Raw genomic sequence first — 24,725 nt, forward strand, 5'->3', positions numbered from 1 at the left:
ATTAATGAAAAGTTGTATCTTAGTTTAGAAGTGACTTTATTATCTTATCTGTATTTTCCATGTTCTTGTGGAAAAAAACATCTGCGTTAAATATCTTTTTGGGTTTTTTATTTATTCTATTCGATGGATTTATTTGAAAATGTTTATAGATGCGTCAGTTTGAAACCTATCTGAACTTAGTGTTTTCCTTATTATACGCGCTTTATTAATAAATTACTTTTGGAAAAAGCATGTCTGATAAATTCGTGTAAACAATCTCTAATGTTAATTTTAATAGTGGTTTTTTCTCTTTATTTAATTTCTTACTGTTAAAAATTTGTAAAGTTTGTACTATTTCATGAGAGTTTGAATATTAAAAATAACCGCTCATCCATTAAGTGCGGTGGTTTTCTGCTTAACCTAAACGATAAATTAAAGGATTATTTATGGGGAAATCATCAAATAGAAGTACAGAGTACTTCTTTACGGGAAAATACTACGACGATAATGATGGTAATGATATTACTGCGATTGGCGTTGGGGGTGAAGTTTATGCTTATAGCGGGGATGACAATGTTACCGTTGGTTCATTTAAGGTTGATGTATACCATACAGAGGGTGAACTTTCGGTAAAAGGCGCATCAGGTTATGCAGGTATTTGTAAAACGGGAAATGGTGGTCTGTCATTTGCCGGTGCGTCGGGTGCTGCTTTCATTGATCATAATGGTGAAACGGGGGATTTATATTATTCGGGGGCTGCTGGCTATAACAAACTGGTTCGTAAAGGTTTGTCTGGTGACACCAGTTTTAAGGGGGCTGGTGGATATAATGAGTTATGGCATGAAACTGACCGGGGCAATTTGTATTTTATCGGAGCAGGGGCAGCTAATGATATTGATCGTACCTGGTTTAACCGTTATCAGGGGACTCAGGGTGATGTGACATTTAATGGCGCGGGTGCGGCAAACAGTATCAACTCGCGGATGGAAAGTGGTGATATCACTTTCCATGGTGCTGGCGCGGATAATCATATCGTGCGGAAAGGCAGAGAAGGCAACATTATCTTACGTGGCGCAGGAGCATCAAACCGCATTGAGCGTATACGCCACAGTGAAGATGTGTATGAACAGACTCGCGGTGATATCACGTTTGAAGGCGCCGGTGGCTATAACAAACTCTATTCCGATATTGCCCATAGTAATATTAATTTCTCTGGTGCAGGGGCTTATAATAAAATTACCCGGACGGGGGCGGAAAATGAAATAGAGTTTGCTCAAGCCAAAGATATTGTCATGACATCGGCAACAATGGAGGGACGTTGGATTGAGCAGCCTCAGCAAGTTAATGCGATTAAATCCACTATAGAGCCTGACACTTATCTGTTTGCATTTGCCAATGATGTTAATACCAAAGTTATTACCGTGCGGCTTCAGAATAATCCTGAAACTGGTAAGCTCCGTTATTACGCGACCGCCTGGTATAAAACAGGAGATCATCTTAAGAATCTCGCTGCGGAAAATATTTCCGTAAGCAATGGATTTGTGCCGATTGAAAATGAAGGCGCTATTAGTCTTGCTAATATCAATCTTGTACATCGACAAACAACCACAATATATGGCATTGAGGAAGATCTATTGCCAAATAAATGGGAGATTTATTCTGACGATACCAATATTAAAGCGGAAAATGTCACACTGGGTGATGCCAAAATGGGAGGATACGCAATCTCTTCGGATGATTCTAAAATTGATGTATCCGCGGTTAAATCAAACACTCTGCCGAATACTTATGTGTATGCCGCCTTTTTGCAACCCTATACCAAAGTGGTTGAAATTAAACTGGCAAATGATTATGAAACAGGGAAACTGAAATATATTGCAAAAGCTTGGTATAAAAAGGGTGACCATACTGGTCATTTAGCGAATGAAATATTTTCCTATCCTCATGGCTATAGATCAATCGGAGCGGGTTATACATTAAGTCATCTTCACTATGATTTAAATGTTGATCACAGTACTCCTGATCGTTTAGCTCGTCTTGAAGTTTATTCTGAGCAAGATGTTACCAAATCATCAATAACCAGTGGTGATAGCTCTGGTGATATTTATTTTAGCGGTGCGGGTGGTGGAAATGTTATTACCTCCAGCGTGACGCACGGTGATGTTAATTTCAGCGGTGCGGGGGCGGCTAACGTTATTTTGCACAGATCGAAATTCGGTAATACGCATTTTGAAGGTGCTGGCGCCGCCAATGTTATTGTGAAAAGCGGTGAAGAGGGCGATCTGACATTTCGTGGGGCAGGTTTGGCAAATGTCTTTGTTCATCAAAGCCAGCGGGGAGAAATGGATGTTTATGCTGGCGGTGCGGTAAATGTTCTTGTTCGGGTTGGTGATGGGCGATATCTGGCTCATCTTCTGGCTTATGGCAATATCTCGATCCACAAAGGCAATGGTGACAGCCGAATACTGATGTTGGGGGGATATAACACTCATACCCAAATAGGTCATGGCAATGCGAACTGGTCAGGGGCGGGCGGTTTTAACGTCATCACCCAAGCAGGAAAAGGCGATATCTCCTCGGTATTTTTGGGTGGCGCTAACGTGCTGACTAAACTCGGTGCTGGTGATCTGGTTGCCGGTATGCTCGGCGGCGCTAACATTATCACTCATCTCAGTGATGAAATTGAAACATCAGACACCACGGCGATAGCACTGGGTGGAGCCAATATCCTCACCAAAAAAGGGTCGGGTAATACACTGGCGGTAATGAGTGGCGGTACAAACGTACTGACTCACATTGGTGACGGCAACACGACGGGGGTTATGCTGGGGGGCGCCAATATCTTGACCAAAGTAGGCGACGGCAATACCACCGGTACTATGCTTGGGGTGGGTAACGTGTTTACCCATGTCGGTGACGATCAGACATTGGGTGTCATGGGAGCCGCCGGCAACATCTTCACTAAAGTTGGGGATGGTACTGCGATTGCGGCTATGCTTGGTGCGGGGAACATTTTTACTCATATTGGCAACGGTGACGCATGGGCGTTGATAGGTGGCGTCGCAAACATCTTTACTAAAGTGGGTGATGGCAACGCGTTAGCACTGATGATAGCTGCCGGCAATGTGTTTACCCATATTGGTGATGGTATGAGCGTTGCCTTGATGCTGGCAAAAGGCAATATCGCCACCAAAGTGGGTAATGGCATGGCTCTGTCAGCGATGATTGGTAAGGCTAATATCTTTACCCATGTGGGTGATGGCAATACCTTTGTTGCCATGATCGGTGGTGCTAATGTGTTGACAAAAGTTGGTGATGATCTGACGGCTGCCTTGATGGTGGGTAAAGCCAATATTTACTCTCATGTGGGTGATGGCACCAGTATTGGCTTGTTTGCTGGTGAGCTGAATGTCATGACTAAGGTCGGTGATGGTACAACGCTGGCGGCAATGTTTGGCCGGGCTAATATCATGACTCATGCCGGCAATGGATTAACCGGTGTTTTGGCGCTGGGAGAGGCCAATATTGTCACCAAAGTGGGTGATGATTTTATGGGGGTTGTCGCTGCGGCGAAAGCTAACGTCATCACTCATGTCGGCAACTCGACAACCGCGGCTGTACTGCTTGGCAAAGGCAATATGCTGACCAAAGTGGGAGAAGGTAGGACGGTTGGCTTACTTATTTCCGATGTGGGTAATGTCATGACGCACATTGGTGATGGTACAACCGTGGGTTTCGCCAAAGGTAAAGCCAATATCATCACTAAAGTGGGGAACGGAACTGGGGTGAACGCCGTTTGGGGTGAAGCCAATATCCTGACTCAGGTGGGTGATGGTGATCGTTACAACTTTGCGAAAGGTAAAGCGAACATCATTGCTAAAGTGGGGGATAAGCAGGAAGTCACGGTCGTTCAGGGTGATGCCAATATTATCACCCATATCGGTAACGGTGATGACTACACGGGAGCCTGGGGTAAAGCTAACGTTATCACCCGGGTTGGCGATGGACGTAATGTGGTGCTGGCTAAAGCCGATGCAAACATAGTAACTCAGATTGGTCAGGGTGACAGTTTTAATGCGTTGTGGAGTAAAGGAAATGTCGTCACCAAAGTGGGTGATGGTATACAGGTGACTGCTGCGAAAGGCGAAGCCAATATCACGACCACGGTGGGGAATGGTTTAAATGTGACTGCCACGCATGGCGACCTGAATGTGAATACCAAAGTGGGTGACGGTGTTTCAGTTAACGTGGTGTGGGGTGAATATAACGCTAACACCAAAGTCGGAAACGGTCTTAATGTGGCGGTCATGAAAGGTAAAGGCAACGCTAATCTTCATATTGGTGATGGTCTGGGTATCAACGCCTGTTATGCCCGCAATAATGTGGCGATTAAGATTGGTAACGGTGATTTTTACAGTTTTTCTGTTGCAGAAAGCAACAAACTCGCTTCCCTCTTTGAGAATATCAAACAGACTGCGTTAGGTGTGGGAGGCAGTCAGGCGATCAACTATCTGGTTCAGGGGGATGAAGCTAACACGTCTGGGGCACATAAAGGCAGAGGTGCCATTAACTTAGTGGAAGTTTCTGCTATCGATGGTTTTCAGATGGATGAAATTTCGCCGGTAGATTCAGATTTAAGCCGTTGTCTCAGTGGTTCTATAACCGCAGTAGAAAGGCCTGATATTGATTCAATAGAAAGCGCCTTGAGTCAAAAAACAAGATCGGTGCCAAGCCAGAATGAAAACCTGATCGTTAATGGTAACTTTGAGCAAGGTGGTTTGGGTTGGCAGTCAACCAATGGTATTGAGGCATACGGTTCAGCGAGTACTTATGGTCTTGATAATGCCGATTATGGTGAACGAGTCAGTGAGCTTGATGTTGATAAAAACACCATTATTTCGCAGGAATTGCAAAACCTGTCTGAAGGTGAAGTGATTTCACTGAGTTTTGATTTTGCGAATCGTTCAAATATAACGAATCGTGATCTTAGTGACAATGGAATAACGGTGCTATGGAATGGTCAGCCTGTATTCTCAGCTTCTGGGGAACGAGCTATATGGCATACCCAAAAACTCGATTTAATGGCAAAAGCGGGTACTAACCGAATTGAATTTAAGGGTACAGGCCAGGATGATGGATTAGGCTATATCTTAGACAATGTCGTTGCGAAATTTAAACACTCACAACAAACCGATGTTGTTACCGAACAGGCGAAACAGGATAAAGCGGCGCAAAATGCGTTAAACGATAAAGAAAAAGCCGAAAAAGATCGTCAACTGCTGGAGCAGGAAAAAGATAAGCAACTGGCCGCTATTGCGAAATCGCAATCCCAATTGGAATTAACGGATCAGGAAGCGCTTAACCGAAGTGGGCTGACGCAGCGTGATGCGATAAAAGCAGAAGCACAGGCGGAGACTGACGAACTGATTTCTATGGCTCAAGGGCTGAAGGCGCTTGGTGATTATGCGAACTACAATGGTGAATCAGGTGACCCGTGGCGCAATCAATTTGCTAGCGGATATTTGGACAGTGTTCAAGGTGAATTGAATTACACCAAATTTATTGCACAGAGAAGATTAACAACTATTCAACAGTATGTTACTGATAACCAAAAACAAATAGAAAAATCGGTTGCGAAGTCAGAAACAGGTGTAGCAAAAAGTGAACAGCATTGTGCCAATGCGAAACAAGATATTACGGACGCCAAGAAAAAAGCAGAATTAAGAAAAGAAGAGGCGTTATCGCAGCAACAGCGGGCCGGAAAAGCTGGAATTGACGCTAATATTGCATATCAGAACGCGAAAAATCGGGGGACGCGTGATACTGCGGCGGCTGAAAGTAAAGTTGTTCAAGCACAAGCAGATGCCAAACAGGCCAGGCAGAACGATTCCAAACCTGCTCGTACAGGTGTTGGTGGTAGTGGTTTATCTGGCAAAGCCTACGAATCAGCAGGGGCAGGGGAAACGGGTAGCCATATCGATCCTGAATCTATGCCGGAAGTTAAACCCAAATTCTACAAAAGTTTAACAGAAGAAAAGCTACACGTACTGACTGGCGCTAAACAAGCGATCAATCGTCTACAAATAAATGTAGGCGTTCGCGCAGCAAATACAGGCGTTTTGGATACATCAACGTTTGCTAACACACAATCTGACCACTTGGTGGCTCCAACCTTAAACAGCTCGGGTGAGCTTGTCAGAAGATCCTTGCGAATTTCAGGTGTTAATTTGCAATCGTTGGGGAATGACCCGCAGGGGGAACAGCATAATTCGGTTATATTTGACAAGCTAAAATTTGATTTATTGAAAGAAGGAAACAAGCTGTTTATCAATCCCGATGATCAAACATCAGACCGGAGAAGGCCGCTTAGTCTGGCACAGATCGCAGTACGTGAGATTTTCAACAAAAAAATGATGCCCCATTTTAATGAAGAGCATGTATTGCAGTTTGAACAGGTACTTGCTCATTGGCAACAGCGTAACCCAGAGGCATTTGCCCTGCATAGCAGTCAAGTGGATTTAGTACGCTGTAAGATAGGCCGGATGATTGAGCACTTGCAAGCCCAGAGAGCTGAATCAGTTGGGATCCTTGGGATTACGGTGGCACCTCAACATGCTGAACAACTTAATCCGCAGATAATACTTGATGGAATCGGACGCGTTGTGGGCCTGAAAGGCGGCGTAACACAAGACGATATTGATCGCCTTATTGAATGGCAAATAACACCGTTGACCCGAAAGAATTCAGCCGCAGAACGGGAAGCACCCAGAACCGAAAGTGAAAGCCTCATTGCTTTCATGAGCCGATTGGAAGAAGCAGATATCCCGGAAGCAACGCCTTTGGTTGAACGGGCCAGGAAACTCTGGCTCACCGGGCAGGTGACATCCAAAAAAACCATCAGGTTATTTAATGACGCCGCCCCCCAGTTACAGGCATACCCAGAGTTACATGCTTTGGTGTGCTCATTACAGATTGATGCCCACAGAAAAAAGGCAACCACTCAATATATTGATAACTTATTTGGCCGCCGTTTTGATTCAGAGTTGGCCCATGAGTTGGTGAAAACCGTGTCACCGGATGCGATAGCGGCAGCCAGGAGGACAGGTCAATTCCTGGTGCAGGAGTTTGAACAATGGATGCGGGATACTTCTGTTGCGCCCGTGCGTGATATTGCTATCAGAATGCAAGCCTTTGCCAATGTCATTCAAAAGGATATTCGCCCTTGGTTCAGCCGGGTGCCTGAATTGACTACATTCCTGCAACAACCGACCTTTGATAACTTTAAAACCATGATGACCAAGGTGGATAACGGCTTTGAAATGATCAAAATACCGTTTCTGGCGGTAAAAATGTCGAACGTGGATGGCATGGGGTTGAGTTCATCTCAATGGAAAGCGGAAGGGGACATTTTCTATCGGGAAGAAATCTACAAGACTCGTTCGACCAGCAGTCAGTTAGCTAAATGGGCTGGTGTAACACACAAGGTGAAGATAACGGAGCAGAAAACCAATGATTACGGTACTGCGTTGCCTTACCAGCCATCGGGTGATCGGTACGAAGACTTTCTGTCTGGCAGAAAGGTTGCAGCAGGCAGAATTCTGACGCCCGGACATGAAACAGAGCTTGAACGTAACGCGTTGGCGCAAGGACATTCCGTAGTGACGGGGGCTTCTGGTTCAACCAATATCATGGTTCATCTCAATAAATATATCGCCAGTCAAGATCCGACTTTCCCGGTGGATCAGGGATATCTGAATACACTGGTGTTCCTGGTGTTTGATGGCGGTCATTCAGTTAATGAAAGTCTGGTCGTTTACAAAGCGTTACAGGCGACGGGTGATGAACGCAGGCAGGTACTGCAAAACTACACAGCCAGTTATATGGACCTGATGGATATCGCCGGAGATAAAGGGAGGCTATGGATAAGTCAGGCATTAGATAGTGCTTTTGAGAAAACTCAGCACCTCTATCGGCAATGTGATTTGGAGAAAAAACAGGGTGGTTCTCCTGTGGAAACGTTACAAGCGTTATCTGGCAAAAATAACGTTTCAGAGTCAGTGGTAATCAGGAATGAGATACGCAACCACGGATAAAGAATCTGTAAATCCAATAACTCGGTTCTTTAACGACGAACTTTATGGTCTTAAAGAAGATCGCCGTCATATCAGTGATGAGACTCGGACGGGCTTGAAGGCGGCTGTTGATAATGGCAAATCAAGCAAAATCACCCTAAAAGGCGGGCAGGGGCGTTTAACCGGATATTATCATTTGGGTGACGTAAAACCTGGTAGTCCTTCAACAACGGCAACGAAAAAAGTGGTGCTTTTTATTCATGGTTCAGGTTTATCCGCTGAGGAGCAAGCCAGCGCTATCCAAAGTCATTATCAAAGACAAGGCATGGATATGCTTGCCATCAATATGCGTGGCTATGGTGGCAGTGATGGTGGGCCGAGTGAGAACGGGTTCTATCAAGATGCCCGGACGATGTTCCGGTATTTGGTGAAAGATCGCGGTATTGATCCGGGTGACATCATCATTCATGGCTATTCTATTGGTGGATCGGTCGCGGCTGATCTTGCCCGCGATGCAGCGCAAAATAATCAAGCCGTGTCCGGTTTGTTACTCGACAGGCCGATGTTGAGTATGGACGAAGCCATAACCGCGCATGAAACACCAAACCCTGGCGGCATGACTAGGGCATTGGCAAAAGTGATGAATGGGCAGTTTTCAGTAGAAAAAAACCTTAAAGGTCTGCCGATCAATACACCAATCATGTTGTTGACTGACAATCAAGTGTTGGGCCATGAGGGGGAAAAGTTACGTGCGAGGCTGACCTCTTCCGGTTACCACGTATCGGGTGAACAAACTTTCTATGGTCATGAAGAAAGCAGTGCTTTGATGAGTCAATATGCAGACAGAATCGTATCGACTTTCTCTGGTGTTCAAAATAAACATCATGATGTGATAGAGAACCTTGCGCAAAAGAGTGAAGCCCGTGGGAGTCGTTTTGATGGTCATATCATTATTCAAATGGAAAATGACCCGATTGTCGCGAAAGCCGTGATCAATCTGGCGGGTAAACACCCGAAGTCCAGCGTCGTTGTTAAACTTGATTCCGACGGCAAGTATCATGTCGTTTATGGCGACCCGACCAGATTATCAGGCAAATTGCGCTGGCAGATTGTCGGTCATGGCCGGGAAGAATCAGCTCAAAATAACACCCGTCTGAGTGGCTACAGTGCCGACGAACTGGCGATAAAACTAAAACAGTTCAGACAAAACTTTCGCCAGGCGGGTGAACCTGAACGAATTAGTATAGTAGGTTGCTCACTGATTAGTGATGATAAACGGGATGGTTTTGCCTATCGTTTTATTGCTGCCTTAAATGAACAAGGTATTCGCAGTGAGGTTTCTGCGCGTCGCAGTGAAGTTGCGGTTGACGCGACAGGCCGTAAATTTACCCGCGATAAAAATAATCAGTGGGTTAACAAACTGGACGATAACAAACTGGTATTGCGCTGGAATGAACAGGGTGAACTGGCGACCAGCACAGAAAAAGTGCGTCGTGGCATTGCTGAAAGTGATATTAACCTCTCCAGGGTAGGGTACAAGGACGCTGATGCCGTGAGTAGAGGGACAATTGCGGATAATGTTAATGTTTTCACTGCACTGGGGAAGCACAAAAACAGGATTGAAGTCAGCTCAAACCCTCAGTCAGATAGACCGCTAAGTTACTCTGGTAATATTCAGGTGAACGTGGGTGATGGTGAATTTACTGTGATCAACTGGGGAACCTCAAATGTGGGTGTCAAAGTCGGGATCGGTGGTTTTAAATCACTGGCCTTTGGTGACAACAATGTGATGGTTCACATCGGTGATGGTAACAGTAAGCACAGCGTCAATATCGGGGGCTATCAAGCGTTTGAAGGGGCGCAGATGTTTATCGGTAACCGCAACATCAGCTTCAATCAGGGCCGCAGTAATGACCTGATAGTGATGATGGATAAATCAATCCCAACGCCACCGTTAGTTAATCCATTTGATGGTGCTGCCCGTATTACTGGTGTATTGAAAGCCATTGCTCATTCTGGTGAAGAGCGGAATTGGTTGGCGGCGCAGAATCGGCAGTGGACGCTGTCTGGCGCAAAGAAATTTGTGCGCGATATGTCTGGTCTGGATCAAACCAGCAGTGTGGACTACGAAACGTTGGTTGATTTGGATTCGCAACATGAACGCAGTAGCCGTGGCTTAAAAAGTGACACGGAAGCTGTACTGAACAAGAAATACAACCAATGGTTAAGCCGTCACGGCAACAATATTGATACCGGCAAAATGAGCCGTGCAGATAAATTCCGTCAAGCTAATGAAAAGCTGGCCTTCAATTTTGCGGTTGGTGGTCAGGGGGCGGATATTCAGGTCACAACGGGTAGCTGGAACTTTATGTTCGGTGACCATATACAATCGATTCTGGATACCAACCTGGGCTCACTGTTTGGTTTAATGACGCAACAATACTCGACAACCGGTATGGCGCGGACAACATTTACCTATAATCTCCGGGACTTACCGCGCCAGCTTAGGAACAAACTGCTTGGCCGATTAGCAAGTGTCAATGCGGATACCACCTTAGCGGATATCTTTGGTGTGGATTACACTGCGGAGGGGCGGATTGTTTCCCGTACCAGCAAGCGTGTTGATGGCAAGGCGATGTTGCAGGAAATGCTGGAAGTGATTGGGAAGTTTAGTGGTGATCAACTACGGGTCTTCACTGATCCGGATAAATTAAGTGATGGTTTAAAACAACATGCCAATATGAATGCGGACAGTGTGGAATTATTTTTTGTGAGTCATGGGCTGAAAAAGAAAGCGCCTGATGAACATCAGGAAAAAAGATCGCCGATTGTCATTAACGGAGGGAAGACACAGGTTGATGACCAATCAGAGCGTGCATTTGGCTTTAATTCGCTGAACCTGCCTAACTTGTTTGCGACAATATTCAGTAAACATAAACAAGAAGAGATGAAATCGTTAGTCACCAACTTGAAAAAGAATCTGACAGCAGATCTGCTCAATATGGAACAGAAAACATTTGATTTCCTGCGTAATAGCGGTCATTTGCAAGGGGATAGCGATATCCATGTATCGTTGGGGAACTATAACTTCAACTGGGGCGGTGACGGTAAAGATCTTGGTGCTTATCTGGGAGACAACAACAACTTCTGGGGGGGCCGCGGTGATGACGTTTATTACTCAATTGGTACATCCAACATCTTTACGGGGGGCGAAGGCAATGATCTGGGCGTCCTGATGGGACGTGAAAACTGGATGTTTGGTGGTGATGGTGACGACACCGCGGTGGTGGCCGGACGCATTAACCATGTCTTTATGGGTGAGGGTAATGACCAGACATTTGTCTTTGGCGAAGGCGGCTTTATTGATGCTGGTAAAGGCCGGGACTACGTTGTGACTTCCGGTAACTACAACCGGGTGGATACTGGGGAAGATCAGGATTACGCCGTGACCATCGGCAATAACAACCGGGTTGAATTGGCTGAGGGTAATGACTTTGCCAGAGTGTTTGGTAATGGCAACCGCATTGATGGCAACGCAGGTAACGATGTGATTAAGCTGATGGGCTACCATGCAGTGATTAATGGTGGAGAAGGTGATGATCACCTGATAGCGTCCGCCATTTCGAAATTCAGCCAGTTTGATGGTGGTACGGGGTTGGATTTGCTGGTACTGGGGGGGTATCAAAACAGTTTCCTGGGGGGCGCGGGCGTAGACAGCTTTGTGGTCAGTAGTAAGGTGATAGAGAGTCAGATTAATGATATCAGCGCAGAAGATATGATTGTCTTTAACGATGTTGACTGGCAAAGCTTGTGGTTCCAGCGCAGTGGATATGATTTGGTGTTATCAGTGAATCGTCATACTCAGGATGGAACTGAGCAGGGCATATTTGAGTCAGTGGGTTCCGTCACCTTTAATGATTACTTTAATGGCAATCGTGCCAAATTGGTGACTCAGATGGGGCGTAAAGACGGATCAGGAGAGCGTGAATTTACTGCGCTTTCAGACAACGCGGTTGATTCCTTGATCCAGGCCATGAGCAGTTTTTCCCCGACAGTCGGTGATAATGGTTTTATTGAAAACCTGGACAGTAAAGCGAAAGCGGCTATTACAACGGCGTGGACAGATACCACAATGGGAAAAGGAAAATTTGCCTGATTGATTTGCTAATAAGTAAGTAAAAAGTTGTTGTAAAAGTAAATAGCATACTTAAGGAACAATCATCTTGTTGAAACAACAGAAATAAGTTGTTATTGAGTATGCTATTGAATTTCCCGTTCTTGGTCACTGTCGTGTCTGCATTGAGTGCATTCAGTTTATTTTTGCCGGTGAGCCAGTGATCATTCGCCATAAGTCATTTGGTAAGGCGGTACTCATTTCGGAGGCTGAATATCGTGAGTTTGCGGCCAATAAATTAAAGCAGGACGTAACGGCAATATTTGACGAATTTGATGCTGAACTTAGGGAATTGAGCGACTGATGATTTTCCATATTTCTCTTGATGAGATTTGCTATATCAGAGAGGAGTTAATTGATCGATACGGTGGACTGCATGGTGTTGTGGATATTGGTCGAGTTGATGCTGTTTTGTATCTAAAAAAACGGTGTTATTGTTCAAAGAGCGCCGGAACTGGTGGAACTAACAGTATTAGCGGCAACTGGTGATGATGTGAAAGATAATATTGCTAAATGTTTCTTCCAAAATAGAATGAATAATTGTCTTTTGTAATGGGTTGTCTATTTTTCTTCACTGGGTAATTAACAAAGAATTGATATTGATGACCCAGTGAGGAAGTAATGAATACGGCTTTTTCCGTTATTGAGCCAGTCAGTCTAAGAGCTGAAATTACAGAAATCATCTATTGTGAATAACTAAATAAAGTGTTAATAAAATCTACGCAGATTACGTCAAGACGGTCACTGAATTCAAATAGAAACACGCAAAGCATATATTGTCAGCCCAAATACACCTGATTGATATTCTTAACGCTTCTGGGGTTTTAGATTTCCCCCGTATTAGGCAAAAACTTACGAAGATTTTTATTAATTCCATGCATTGATAGCGATTAATTAGCTATTTTATGTGATGCGCATCACATTTTTATCATGTTAATATGATAAATATCGTGATCTTATGGTCATAAAATACAAAGGGCGAAATGTTCTGTTATTCATTCCCACTCGACTCAACGGGAAGTTGTTTATTGTTCTCCCAAACGCCACGTATTAAGTGACTTGTGTTTTCCGCTTGCATTTTTTACTACGGAATAGGCTGGCACTGTCTTTGTATTCAGCGCCATCAGATTGAAACACCGGCTCGGTAATATGAAGAAGCGTTTTGCTGCGCGATTAAAAAAACAGAACGTGATTATTCGCTTAATGGCCGCTGTCGTCATTACCCCGTTTCAGAATGATGGTTCAATTATGTAAGGTTTCAAATATGGATGGATTAGTTTTCACCTGCCAAATTGGCGCACTGTCCCAAACAACCTTTCAGGTGACACAATTTACCTTGCAGGAAGAGCTGTCACAGCTTTATAACCTGACATTAACCGTAGTGAGTCCGCGTGATGATATTCCCTTGAATGACCAACTGGGGAACAGTGCATCACTGACTATTATCCGTAATGGCGTTACTGAACGTACCATTAATGGTTTGATAGCCGGTGTCGAACAGGGTAATACTGATGGCCGTCAAACTTTTTATACCTTCACTATCCGCCCCACAATGTGGCTGATGACGCTTAATCAGGATAGCCGTATCTTCCATCGTCAGTCTGTACCGAAAATCCTGGCGCAATTGCTTAAAGAACATCGTATTTTATTTGTCCGCGATACGCTCTATAAACGCCATGCTGACCGGGAATACACCACGCAAAAACGTGAATCAGACTATGACTTTTGGTGCCGGCTGGCGGCGGAAGAAGGCATTATCTTCTGGTTTGAAGAAAAACAGATGTTGTTCTGTGATTGCCACCTGGGCATGCAGGCGGATATCGATCTTACTTACAATACGCATCCTGAAACGGACGAGACCGATACCACTGCATACCAGTGGAGCTATGGCGAATACCTGTGCCCGAATGGCACTGTCCAGAAAGACTATAACTTTCTTAACCCCAAATATTCGCTCGAACACCGGAAGACAGCTGACAATCGCGGGTACGATTCGGTGTTTGAAAGCTACGGGCGTTTTCAGTGGGATGCGGAAGGAAAACCGTTTACCCAACTGCGGTTAGAGCAGTTACAAAACTACAGCAAAGTCGGCACGGCCCAAACTAACTGTATCCGGCTTCATCCGGGCAAAATTTTTACGCTGCAATCCCATCCAATAGAAGCGATGAATGACCGCTGGCAGGTGCTGTCTGTCACTCATCATGGGCGGCAGCCTATTGCGTCAAACGACGGGGGTGAAGGAACAACACTGACAAACGATGTTGCCTTTATTCCAGGGCGACAGGATTGGCGGCCACCTTACCGTTACAAGCCACTGGCGGACGGTGATGAAGTCGCTACGGTAGTCGGGGCGGGAAGCGAAGAGATTTATGTTAACAAACACGGCGAGATACGCATCCACTTCCACTGGAACCGTTACGATGAAGCGGACGACCTCGCTTCCTGCTGGGTACGGGTCGCCCAGGGCTGGAACGGCAGCGGTTACGGTTTTATGGCGATACCCCGCGTCGGGCAGGAGGTGATAGTCAGCTATCTCAATGGCGATATCGACCGCCCGATTGTGACGGGCTGCACCTACAACGGCCTCAATCGTCCGCCGCTTGATTTACCGGCGGAGAAAACCCGGACTACCTTCAAAACCCAGACTCACAGAGGACAGGGATTTAATGAGCTGCGCTTTGATGACGCAAACGGCAGCGAGGAAGTGTTTATTCACGCTCAACGGGATATGAATACTCGGGTTCTTAGGGATAAAACCACACAGATAACCCATGACCAGAAAACAGCAGTTGAACATAACCGCACCATCATCATTAAAAACGATGATGATGAAGCCGTACAAGGCTTCCAGACGCTTGAAGTCGGTCAAAATCAAACGGTGACCATTAAAGGCCAGCAAGCCGTTTCCATTGGTAAAAGCCATCAATTGAACATCACCGATAATCAGCAAATTACCGTGGGTAAACATATCAAGCTACGCTCTGAAAGCGGACAAATCACCATTGGAAACGCAGGCGGGCAGATAGTCATTGACCCGATGGGGAATATCCGTATCGAAGGGGTCAGCATCACCATGTCTGACCATACCATCGGTAGAAAATCCGCCGATGCGCTGTTTGACTACGCTGCCCGCTATACCCTGCTGAGTGAGCAGAGCGGTAAGCCGCTGGTGAATACCCTCTACACCATCACCACCGCCGATGGGCAGATCCTTTCCGGTAAAACTGACGCGCTGGGCAGAACTGTGACTGTACAGAGTAAGGTTGAAGAAAATCTGCAACTGAGTTCACCGGGATCCCCACCGAAACCGAAGAAAACTTTATACCAAGCCGGTGATAACTCTCCGGTAGAGCATGTTATGGAATTTATGGAGAAATAAGTATGGCAATATCCAACAGCGGCAAGATGTGCCCGGCTGTCACTTCAATTAACTGCACGATGGAAATCGGGATCTTTCCTTCCGATGAAGACCCCTGTTATCTGGCGAGAAAAGCCGAATATGCCCTGCGTCTGCCTGCAATGATTGTCACTAAGCAAGGTGCCATTCGCTTTCTTAATCAAATCATTATGAGTGGGTTGATTAAGGTTGAAGAGCTTAAACATGACTTTTTATGGCCCTATAAAGCAGAAGTGGTGTTTGCTATCCGAGGGCAGAAAGATGTCCCTCTGCCCATGCTGGCGACCAGTCAAGTCTCTAAGCAGCGTTATGGTGATAATTTACCGCAATCCAGTAATCCGTTTGCCCGGCCTTCTGCCGACGAGATGGAGAAATTTGGGGTTGTGGGTATTCGGCGCCCCGATATTATTCTGGTTAAAGAGGAGGCTCTCCGCTGGCCGGGCAGAAATGCCACCTACTTTGATGGTTCTGTGCACCCTGATAATCTGAAAATGTTGATTGAGGTGAAATTTCCGGGGGATGGGCTCTCTGACAATCAGGAACGAGATTATATCCAGATTGCGACCGAAGACCGCTTTGGAGTGATGCGTGTTAGTGATAACCGCACCGAGGAGCAAAAACAGTATGATGAAGCGTGGCGAAAACATTATCAACCCGGTTCCCAACATTATAAAAATCCGATACCGCTGGTCCCCCTGCCGCCCGGTTCGCCTCCTGATGATGCCTTACCCGCTCCTCCCGAAGAGGGCGTGCCGGGAACCATTCCACAACCCCTGACAAAAAATCCCCCGCTTGTCAGTACCTCTCCGTGGTCTTTCTTACCCAGCTATGAAGACTGGGTTATTCTTGGACAGGAAGTGGCTGGCCTGACAGAGCAGGGGTTAGATTACATCCGCGACAGTACCCGTGAACTCCTTGCTCAGTTTGGGGTCTGGTTCAGTGAAACCGGCAAGTGGGTGTGTAAAGAGATAATCGACCCGATAACCCATCAGGCCAGTTACGCTTTTTCCTGGGTCAGTGAACAAACGGGGAAAATCGTGACCTGGACTGAGAGTGAGATAAAAGCCCGGTGGCAAACTGTGCAACAGGGCTCAGATATCACCCTGGAAGAGCTAAAAAACATGAGCTGGCTGCAAATATTGAAAAAGGTGGGTGAAGAGATGCTGGAAGTGGTTGTGATTATTGCCGAAGTTGCTGTGGTTATCCTCATCACCCTTGTCGTCGCTGCCGCGCTGATAGTACTGTTGGACATTTTAGCTGCCGCCGCTGAAGTCAGCGCCGTAGCGTTAGCTGCCGTCCTGGCAATATTGACGAGTGTGAAATTGGCTACCGCCTCATAATTCACGGAGAAAATGATGGAAACTGTAGATTACTTTGCCCAACTGAGATCACAACTGACCTCTTTTCTTTTTATCAATGGCGATGGACTGACTGTTTCCCGCCTGGGGCTCTCGATTACCCTGTTTTTTAAACAGGGTTACACGCTGGAGAAAAAGCAACGCATTCTGGCCTGTTATCGCCGCTTTCGCGAAGAGTTTGGCACTCACCTGCGTTTTCATGCTCATGAGCTGAAAGGGTTAAGAAAATATTCACCGGAAAATATTGCCAAGGTGGAAGAGGGTATTCTTAATCAGAAAAAAAATCAGCCCTCTAGCTGGGTAGTCAGTGACGCTAAAAATATTTATGAAGCCCCTCATTATCTGATGCGTTACCTAGACTCCCGAGAAATTGATGGTGATGACAGTAGCTCTTACCTGAGTCTGACACTGCCCTGGGATTATCTGAAAGAGCAAGACGGCATGGTTCGTTTTATGGCATGGCTGGACTTTCTGTGTGAACAGCTCGAACCTGACAGTGGAGACTGTGGCTACTCCCTGGTCCTGCCCAGAGATTACCATGACTATTTTCCCCTGGAGTACCAGCTAGCGCAACGTTACCCTGCCTTACAAGTCAATTCTGCGGTTCATACTGCGGTATTACAGTATGAACATTCCATCCGTAGTATTAATTGGATCACCCTGCTGTCCAAACGATTTGTAAATCGACTGGGTGGGGAATACTGGATACGTGCAATGCTGGCCCGCTACACCGATGTGGTCATTAGCTCTTACCGCGATGGTCTGATGATCCGAGCCGGTAAATACCCCGATCTGACCCCGCTGCCGGGCAGTGTTCCGGAGAGTTATTTTGCCATTAACCAGCTGATACGCCCGATACGGGTGATCCCCCGTGAAGGGCATTCTCTGCATTTTTATGGTGCTGGTCATTTTACTACAGCGTCCACACTGGCCTGGTATGCCCGTTATGACCGTGGACCTCTGCATGTGACCCCTTTGAAGGGAGGCTATCCGGCTCTTGTCAGCGGATTCTGGCGAACCGACAACATCCCGGGCAAGCAATATTTCTTTGCTCAGGGCACGATGGCTTTTGATGTTCAGGGCGCGGAATCAGGCACAACGATCTGGCACTTGATACGGGAAGGGAAAAATATGTGGGAATAACAGATTATCCACTGCCTCATCATGAACGGAGAGAATATGGCAACTTCAGATTATTTTTCCCGGCTAAAATCACAACGGGTCGATTTTACTTTTACCAATAGTGATGGGCTGACCGTCTCCCGTCTGGGTATCTCAATTACCCTGTTTTTTAAACAGGGTTACACGCTGGAGAAAAAGCAACGCATTCTGGCCTGTTATCGCCGCTTTCGCGAAGAGTTTGGTACTCATCTACGTTTTCACCGTCATGAGCTGAAAGGGTTAAAAAAATATTCACCGGAAAATATTGCCAAGGTGGAAGAGGGTATTCTTAATCAGAAAAAAAACCAGTTTTCTGGTTGGGTGGTCAGTGATGCCAAAAATGAAGATGAGGCACCTCATTATCTGATGCGTTACTTGGATTCCCGGGAAATAAGCGGTGATAACGGCAGTTCTTACCTAAGCCTGACACTGCCTTGGGATTATCTAAAAGAACCAGAGGGCATGACCCGATTTATGGCCTGGCTGGATTTTCTGTGTGAACAACTCGAACCGGACAGTGGGGACTGTGGTTACTATCTGGTCTTACCCAACGACTTCTATGACTACTTTCCCTTAGAGTACCAACTGGCCCAGCGTTACCCTGCATTGCAGGTTAATTCTGCGGTTCATACAGCCAAATTACAGTATGAACATTCCATCCGTAGTATTAACTGGATCACCCTGCTGTCCAAACGATTTGTAAATCGACTGGGTGGGGAATACTGGATACGTGCAATGCTGGCCCGCTACACCGATGTGGTCGATACGGGTGATCCCCCGTGAAGGGCATTCTCTGCATTTTTATGGTGCTGGTCATTTTACTACAGCGTCCACACTGGCCTGGTATGCCCGTTATGACCGTGGACCTCTGCATGTGACCCCTTTGAAGGGAGGCTATCCGGCTCTTGTCAGCGGATTCTGGCGAACCGACAGCATCCCGGACAAGCAATATTTCTTTGCTCAGGGCACGATGGCTTTTGATGTTCAGGGCGCGGAATCAGGCACAACGATCTGGCATTTAATACGCGAAGCGGAAAATATAACGGAGTAAATAATGAGAAGTGTAGTGGAAGGAAAAAAAATTATCCTTAAAGGTGATACCACCACAACCGGAGGCGATGTTTTAAATGGTTCCGGTTTAGTCAACCAACAACTGTCGGTTGCTTGTAAAGGTGATCCAGTATTTTGTCCCGCCTGTAAACAAACAGGCGCTATTGCGGAAGGTTCCAACTTGTTCAATATACAGGGAATACCTGTTGCACTGGAGGGACACCGAGTTAATTGTGGTTGCCCGACTGGAGCCTGTCGATTAAAGGTACGGTCATAAATATCACATTCTCAGGCCCTTAATTGAAATACCCACAAAACCAGAGCAGGCTTTAAACGGTTATTAAAAGTCACTGTTTTAACTTATGGTTTTAATCGGTACAGAGTTTTAACAGTTTTTTTACCCCTTTTAACGCCTGTTTTTTATTAATTTTAATCATCAAAGGCTATCGTATTTTACGTTTAACCAACGTTAATCATATCAACTTTTTATCTTTATTGACGCTATCTTACCAGCAATCTTAAGCAGTTTTAATAAGTCACCTCTTTATTTTATCTTCATAAATCAGCAAACAAATAACCTAATGAGATAAAAATACCCTTGCTGTTTTTTCGGATAATCTGCCGCTTTTTCAGAGCTTAAATCCTGCCGGATTCACCGTTTTATCCCTTTTTTATTACGTTATTTTTACAGTTTTTTTCCTAAAATAACCGGCGAGAAAGCGTTTTAATCCCCGTTTATTCGGGTAATATTCTTCTCCATGCGGATTTCTTTTCAACTCATTTTTAATGGTTAATGATTTTCGATTAAATGCCATTAACTTTCCTGCTGAAAGATTTTATTAAGTTAAATCCGCCTTTGATATTAAAGCCTTAATGCCTCTTTATTTACGATTTTAAATGATTATGACTGGTTGGTAAATATAAAATAAATGGAGTATAGAATCGCTGATAAATGAATTAAATACGGCAGGATAAGCAAAGTGAAATTCCCGCCGAGTCTGTACATTATTCTGTGTAATTGCCACAAGGTATAAAACTTGCCCAGCAGCAGGGACTCGCCGGGCGTAATTGGTTAATAAAATTACAATTGCAATTTTTTTTATATTTTTCGTGTAATGCGTAAGACCTTTGTTAAAAATACGGGCATGACCTCCTCTGTTTATAGAAAAATATTCATACAGACGCAGCAGATCGGCATAAATGAAGAAAACGGAAGGCCAGACATGGGATTCTAAGCCGAATTTTATCAACAGCCTATTGGTCACAGGCTTACGGCGATTTCGGCTAAAAATTTTACACGATACTGTCATTTGACTATAGTTATACATGACAAATGACAGTAGAGGTTTTCATGAGAAACTATATTCCTATCGAAAAAGCAGCGACTAACGCGTTATGGCGTTTTGTCGGTTTGCCTGCGGAGCGTGGTCTTGATCTGACCAGGTTTCTGCAAAATGGGCTGCCGCTCAATGTAATCGACAACCTTCATGAGTGGTCTGAGATGTCCAAATCGGACATCCTGCGGATCGCCGGTATTAACGAGCGCAACATTGCCCGGCGCAGGAGTGCTGGATGCACGTTGAACGCTAATGAAAGTGAACGTATTGCTCGCTTCATCCGGGTATTCGATGCGGCGGTATGTCTCTTTGATGGTGACAAGCAAGCGGCTTACGAGTGGCTTAATAATCCCGTTAAAGGGTTGGGGTATGTTGCTCCTGTTTCTCTTATCGCTACAGAAAGCGGAGCCATTGACGTGCTGGACCTCATCGGCCGTCTTGAGCACGGGATATTTTCATGATTTTTTACAGGTTAACTAAATCTATTTATGCTAATGACGCATGGTCAGGAAATGGTGCTAAGCTTTACGGCGGGCGTTGGAATTACAAGGGTTACTCCGCCATCTACGTGTCCACCAGTATTGCTCTTGCTGCACTGGAGATGTTGGTTCACACTAGAAAAGAAAAATTATTTGATAATTACAGTCTTTTTTCCATCACGATCCCTGACGAGCATGTGGACTATCTCGAACACAAATACCTCCCCGAAGACTGGAAGCGCGACCCTGCCTCAGTGTCCACGATGGAAATCGGTACAGGATGGATAAACGTCAACGAAAGTCTCGCTCTCATCATCCCATCATGCATCATTCCCAATGAAAATAACGCGATAATCAATCCACATCACCCGGCGTTTAATGATGCACTGGCGTCAGTAAAGGGAATCGATTTCACATTCGATTCGCGACTGGCACTGTAGGAATAATCAATTCTCATTGCGCATAAAGCGAACTTATACAGGGAATACCTGTCGCACTAGCGGGACACCGGGTTAATTGTGGTTGCCCGACAGGAGCCTGCCGATTAAAGGTACGGTCATAAATATCAAATTCTCAGGCCCTTAATTGAAATACCGACAAAATCAGGGCAGGTTTTAAACGGTTATTAAAAACAATTGTTTTAATTTATGGTTTTAATCGGTATAACGTTTTCATCGTTGTTTTTACCGTTTTTAATGCCTGCTTTTTACTAAGTTTAATCATCATCGGTTATCGCGTTTTACCTTTAACGAAAGCTAATCATACCCGCTTTTTATCTTTACTGACTCTGTTTTCGGTTTTTTCCTTTTTTCATCACTATTATATCGTTTACAATAAGATTTACTGGCAATCCTGAGTGGTTTTCATCGGTTCATCCTTTTTATTTTTTCTCCATAAATCAGCCAGTAAATAACCTGAGATAAAAATACCCTTGCTGTTTTCTCAGATAATCCGCCTCTTTTTCAGGGTTTAAATCCTGCCGGATTCACCGTTTTATCCCTTTTTTATTACGTTATTTTTTACAGTTTTCTTCCTAAAATAACCGGCGAGAAAACGCTTTAATCCCCATTTGTTCGGGTAATATTCTTTTACAAGTGGATTTCTTTTCAACTCGCTTTTAATGGTTAATGATTTTTGATTAAAAGCCATTAACTCTTTTTTTTAAAAGTTGTATTTACTAAGTTAAATCGCCCTTGATATAAAAGCTTTAATCTTTCTATATTCGTGCTTTTGAATGATTATGGCATACACCTAAGATTGTTGAAAAAGTGCCATTTCTTTTATCCAGCATTCTGTTTCAATCAGAAAAAACAGGTAAAAACTTTAATCATCAAAGGTAAAAAGCAGTGATTAATGTTTTTTAAAGCGAGTAAAAAATTTGATATTATACTGACACAGGAAGAGAAAACATCATGAAAAACGGGTTTTAAACTGATTGATAATATGACAGAGTTAACCAAATAACAAAACATGGGATTAGATTAAAATATTTAACAGGATTAAACGCATAGTGAAAAAATAGCATTTAAGCAGTATTAAAAATGATTAAAGAAATGGGATTTTATTTTAATACTATTGATATATCTATTACCCTCTCTGGTTTTAAATCTGAAAAATCAAATACAGGAAAAACGAGAAAACCCGAATATCAATTTAACAAAACTGCGGAATTTTCCCCCTAAACTCTCATTGAGAGTGAAGCGAACGTTTAAGATTAGGGGGAAAATGGATAGGACACCGCCTCAAAACGGATAACCTACACTTGAGTAGCAGGTTATCCTCCAGCTACCTTTGCTGATGATGAAGTGCTGAACTTTAGGGCAGTTCAGTTTACGGTAAGGTGTTGGCAATCTCTATACAGGTTTGAATTGGAAGCCATATTTCAAGGTGAGAATGATCGCTGGGATCAGCTGGTAAAAAATCATACTGTTGATAAAAGGGAACGACTTGTGGAGACATAGGATCGACAAATAGCCCAATGGCCGAAATTTGTTGTGCAACCAATGCTGTTCGATATATAGCATCAATCAATAACCGATCACCTAAACCTTGTCCTTGTTGTGAATGATCCACCGCAAGACGGGCTAGTTTTACAGCACTGAGTGGGTGGGGATAGTTTTTGTAATCTTTGTGAGCAGGTGGCGTTGTCACAGAATATCCGGTGAGGGTGTGATAACCCATGATTGTCGCAGGCACAGAATCCCGGCAGGCCACATAAGTTTTTGATATGTGCTTTACGGTTTTCTGCCGGGTTTGTTGTTGTAGAAACTGATTTAATTCAGCTACGTCGCAATCAAAAGTTTTGCGGTTATGTTGCTGAGTTACCTCTTCAATGATTATTGACATTCACCGTTTCCTTGTAGTGCTTCGCTGCTTTGAGCAACTTATTATTTGCTTTTGGCGGATTTTCCAAAGCGGCAAACAATGCATCAGCCCCTGCCATTGAGAGGTGTAATGTTTCGGTCCGTTCAATCACATTACGTGCTTTCTCCATCGCTGATTCGATAAGGAATTGTGAAATGGTTGTACCGGAGTAATCAGCTGCCCTTTGTATGATTTCTTGAATCTCTGTAGAGATTCGTGCAACCAAACGGGCTTCTTTACGTTCTGCATGAGAAGTCATTATTTCACCTAAGTTTTCAGGTCTGATAGATAGAAAGAATGGAAGCGGTGTGCTTCACCTTCTTTGGTAAAGATCGCTGTTATTGCGATCAGGTGCCATTATGGCATATCAGTAATTAACATCAATATGTGTGCCTTTTCGGCATACATCTATAATCACGTGAGCTTTTTTAAGTTCAATGTTGTTGATTCAGGGTACAGCCTGTAAGCAAACAGTATCACAAATAAATTTGACATTAATGGTAACATCGGTTTTACATATCGAATAATTTTTAAGGAAATTATATTGAACTGACAGAATTAATGGATATATATTCCTAATATTATAGTCAGCTTGTTTTTTATATTAATCTTTATCAGGCTAAAGTACTGACTATTTATAGATATTGGCTGGAAGCTGGAATTTCATGTCACTCATTCTGCTATCAATGGAAATCAAATATATATTTGGATAAGTAATTATTTATGTTATTTTTTATTTTGATATTGTTTGTTTTAGGTATTAAATTCAATTGATTTTTATATTCATAATGTTTTTCTATTATTACAAAGGAATATATACAAAAATTAGTATTTATTTGAAATTGTTTCATTCCGGTGTTAAGTGTAATTAGCGTTTACATTAGTTGTGTAATTTGATTATTATAAAATAATATGTAGTTAAGTCAGTTTATGTTTTATATGGTTAAATATACATGGTTTTATTATAACGTAATGATAAATAATATTTTTATTAAATTTTTCTTGTTCCTTAGTTGTTGGAGGTTATTGATATTTATAAATATTTAATTTTATCTGAAATAATTTCAGTCTGATATTAATGCTAAATGGAAAAAATACAGCAAGGACTTAGCGCTCATGCCAGTAGATATATTCAATAGGTCCATTTTTATTTAGTTATGAAGTTCAGCATCGGCCAATAAAAAATTGACGTAAATCAAAGGCGCTTATCTAAAAAACAGGAAAAAATGGAATGCCTTATTTCGGTTAATCTGATGAACCATTTATTCCGTTGTCAGGAAAATTATCGTCGCAAAATTGTTAATTATTCGGATGTTAACCGGGATATTACATTCAACAGCTGAGAGAAAGTATT

Annotated in this window: 11 protein-coding genes and 1 pseudogene; 10 read left to right on the forward strand and 2 right to left on the reverse strand. The window is 44.0% G+C overall.

The annotated features are described in order from the left end of the window. Positions 1-425 precede the first annotated feature (425 nt). The 10 genes and pseudogenes from rtxA to PTE_RS25885 all read left to right on the forward strand — a co-directional run bounded on the left by rtxA (position 426) and on the right by PTE_RS25885 (position 22,689). A complete protein-coding gene (gene rtxA / locus PTE_RS26725) occupies positions 426-8,072 on the forward strand; it encodes an MARTX multifunctional-autoprocessing repeats-in-toxin holotoxin RtxA (RefSeq protein ID WP_245219084.1) in 7,647 nt (2,548 codons plus the stop codon). Further along, positions 8,050-12,207: an alpha/beta fold hydrolase gene (locus PTE_RS26730; protein WP_245219085.1), complete on the forward strand. Its 4,158-nt coding sequence runs from the start codon at positions 8,050-8,052 to the stop codon at positions 12,205-12,207. The genes rtxA and PTE_RS26730 overlap by 23 nt, the downstream gene beginning before the upstream one ends. A gap of 1,282 nt (positions 12,208-13,489) precedes the next feature. Next, on the forward strand, positions 13,490-15,604 hold the full coding sequence (locus PTE_RS21545) for a type VI secretion system Vgr family protein (RefSeq protein ID WP_036850555.1): 2,115 nt from the start codon (positions 13,490-13,492) through the stop codon (positions 15,602-15,604). Between the two features lie 2 nt (positions 15,605-15,606). Continuing rightward, on the forward strand, positions 15,607-16,962 hold the full coding sequence (locus PTE_RS21550; RefSeq protein WP_036850557.1) for a VRR-NUC domain-containing protein: 1,356 nt from the start codon (positions 15,607-15,609) through the stop codon (positions 16,960-16,962). Positions 16,963-16,977: 15 nt separating this feature from the next. Then, complete coding sequence (locus PTE_RS21555) at positions 16,978-18,123, forward strand: DUF3396 domain-containing protein (RefSeq protein ID WP_036850558.1); 1,146 nt, start codon at positions 16,978-16,980, stop codon at positions 18,121-18,123. Between the two features lie 36 nt (positions 18,124-18,159). After that, positions 18,160-19,192, forward strand: a pseudogene (locus PTE_RS21560) (type VI immunity family protein). 3 nt (positions 19,193-19,195) lie between these two features. Further along, the gene (locus PTE_RS21565; RefSeq protein WP_036850560.1) at positions 19,196-19,468 is read left to right on the forward strand and encodes a PAAR domain-containing protein; all 273 of its coding nucleotides are present in this window, start codon (positions 19,196-19,198) and stop codon (positions 19,466-19,468) included. A gap of 1,074 nt (positions 19,469-20,542) precedes the next feature. Further along, entirely contained in the window at positions 20,543-20,989 is a 447-nt protein-coding gene (gene parS, locus PTE_RS21575; protein WP_036850563.1) for a type II RES/Xre toxin-antitoxin system antitoxin, read from the forward strand. Further along, complete coding sequence (locus tag PTE_RS21580) at positions 20,986-21,447, forward strand: RES family NAD+ phosphorylase (RefSeq protein WP_036850565.1); 462 nt, start codon at positions 20,986-20,988, stop codon at positions 21,445-21,447. The genes parS and PTE_RS21580 overlap by 4 nt, the downstream gene beginning before the upstream one ends. A gap of 1,101 nt (positions 21,448-22,548) precedes the next feature. Next, positions 22,549-22,689, forward strand: coding sequence for a hypothetical protein (locus tag PTE_RS25885; protein WP_157890178.1), 141 nt, complete (start codon positions 22,549-22,551; stop codon positions 22,687-22,689). Positions 22,690-22,837: 148 nt separating this feature from the next. Here PTE_RS25885 and PTE_RS21585 read toward each other — a convergent pair whose 3' ends face one another. Then, entirely contained in the window at positions 22,838-23,353 is a 516-nt protein-coding gene (locus PTE_RS21585) for a GNAT family N-acetyltransferase (RefSeq protein WP_036850568.1), read from the reverse strand. Next, entirely contained in the window at positions 23,337-23,630 is a 294-nt protein-coding gene (locus tag PTE_RS21590) for a type II toxin-antitoxin system TacA family antitoxin (RefSeq protein WP_036836775.1), read from the reverse strand. Before PTE_RS21590 ends, PTE_RS21585 begins: the two co-directional genes overlap by 17 nt. Positions 23,631-24,725: the final 1,095 nt, after the last annotated feature.

Source organism: Photorhabdus khanii NC19, from assembly GCF_000517265.1.
In the GTDB taxonomy this organism is placed as follows: domain Bacteria; phylum Pseudomonadota; class Gammaproteobacteria; order Enterobacterales; family Enterobacteriaceae; genus Photorhabdus; species Photorhabdus khanii.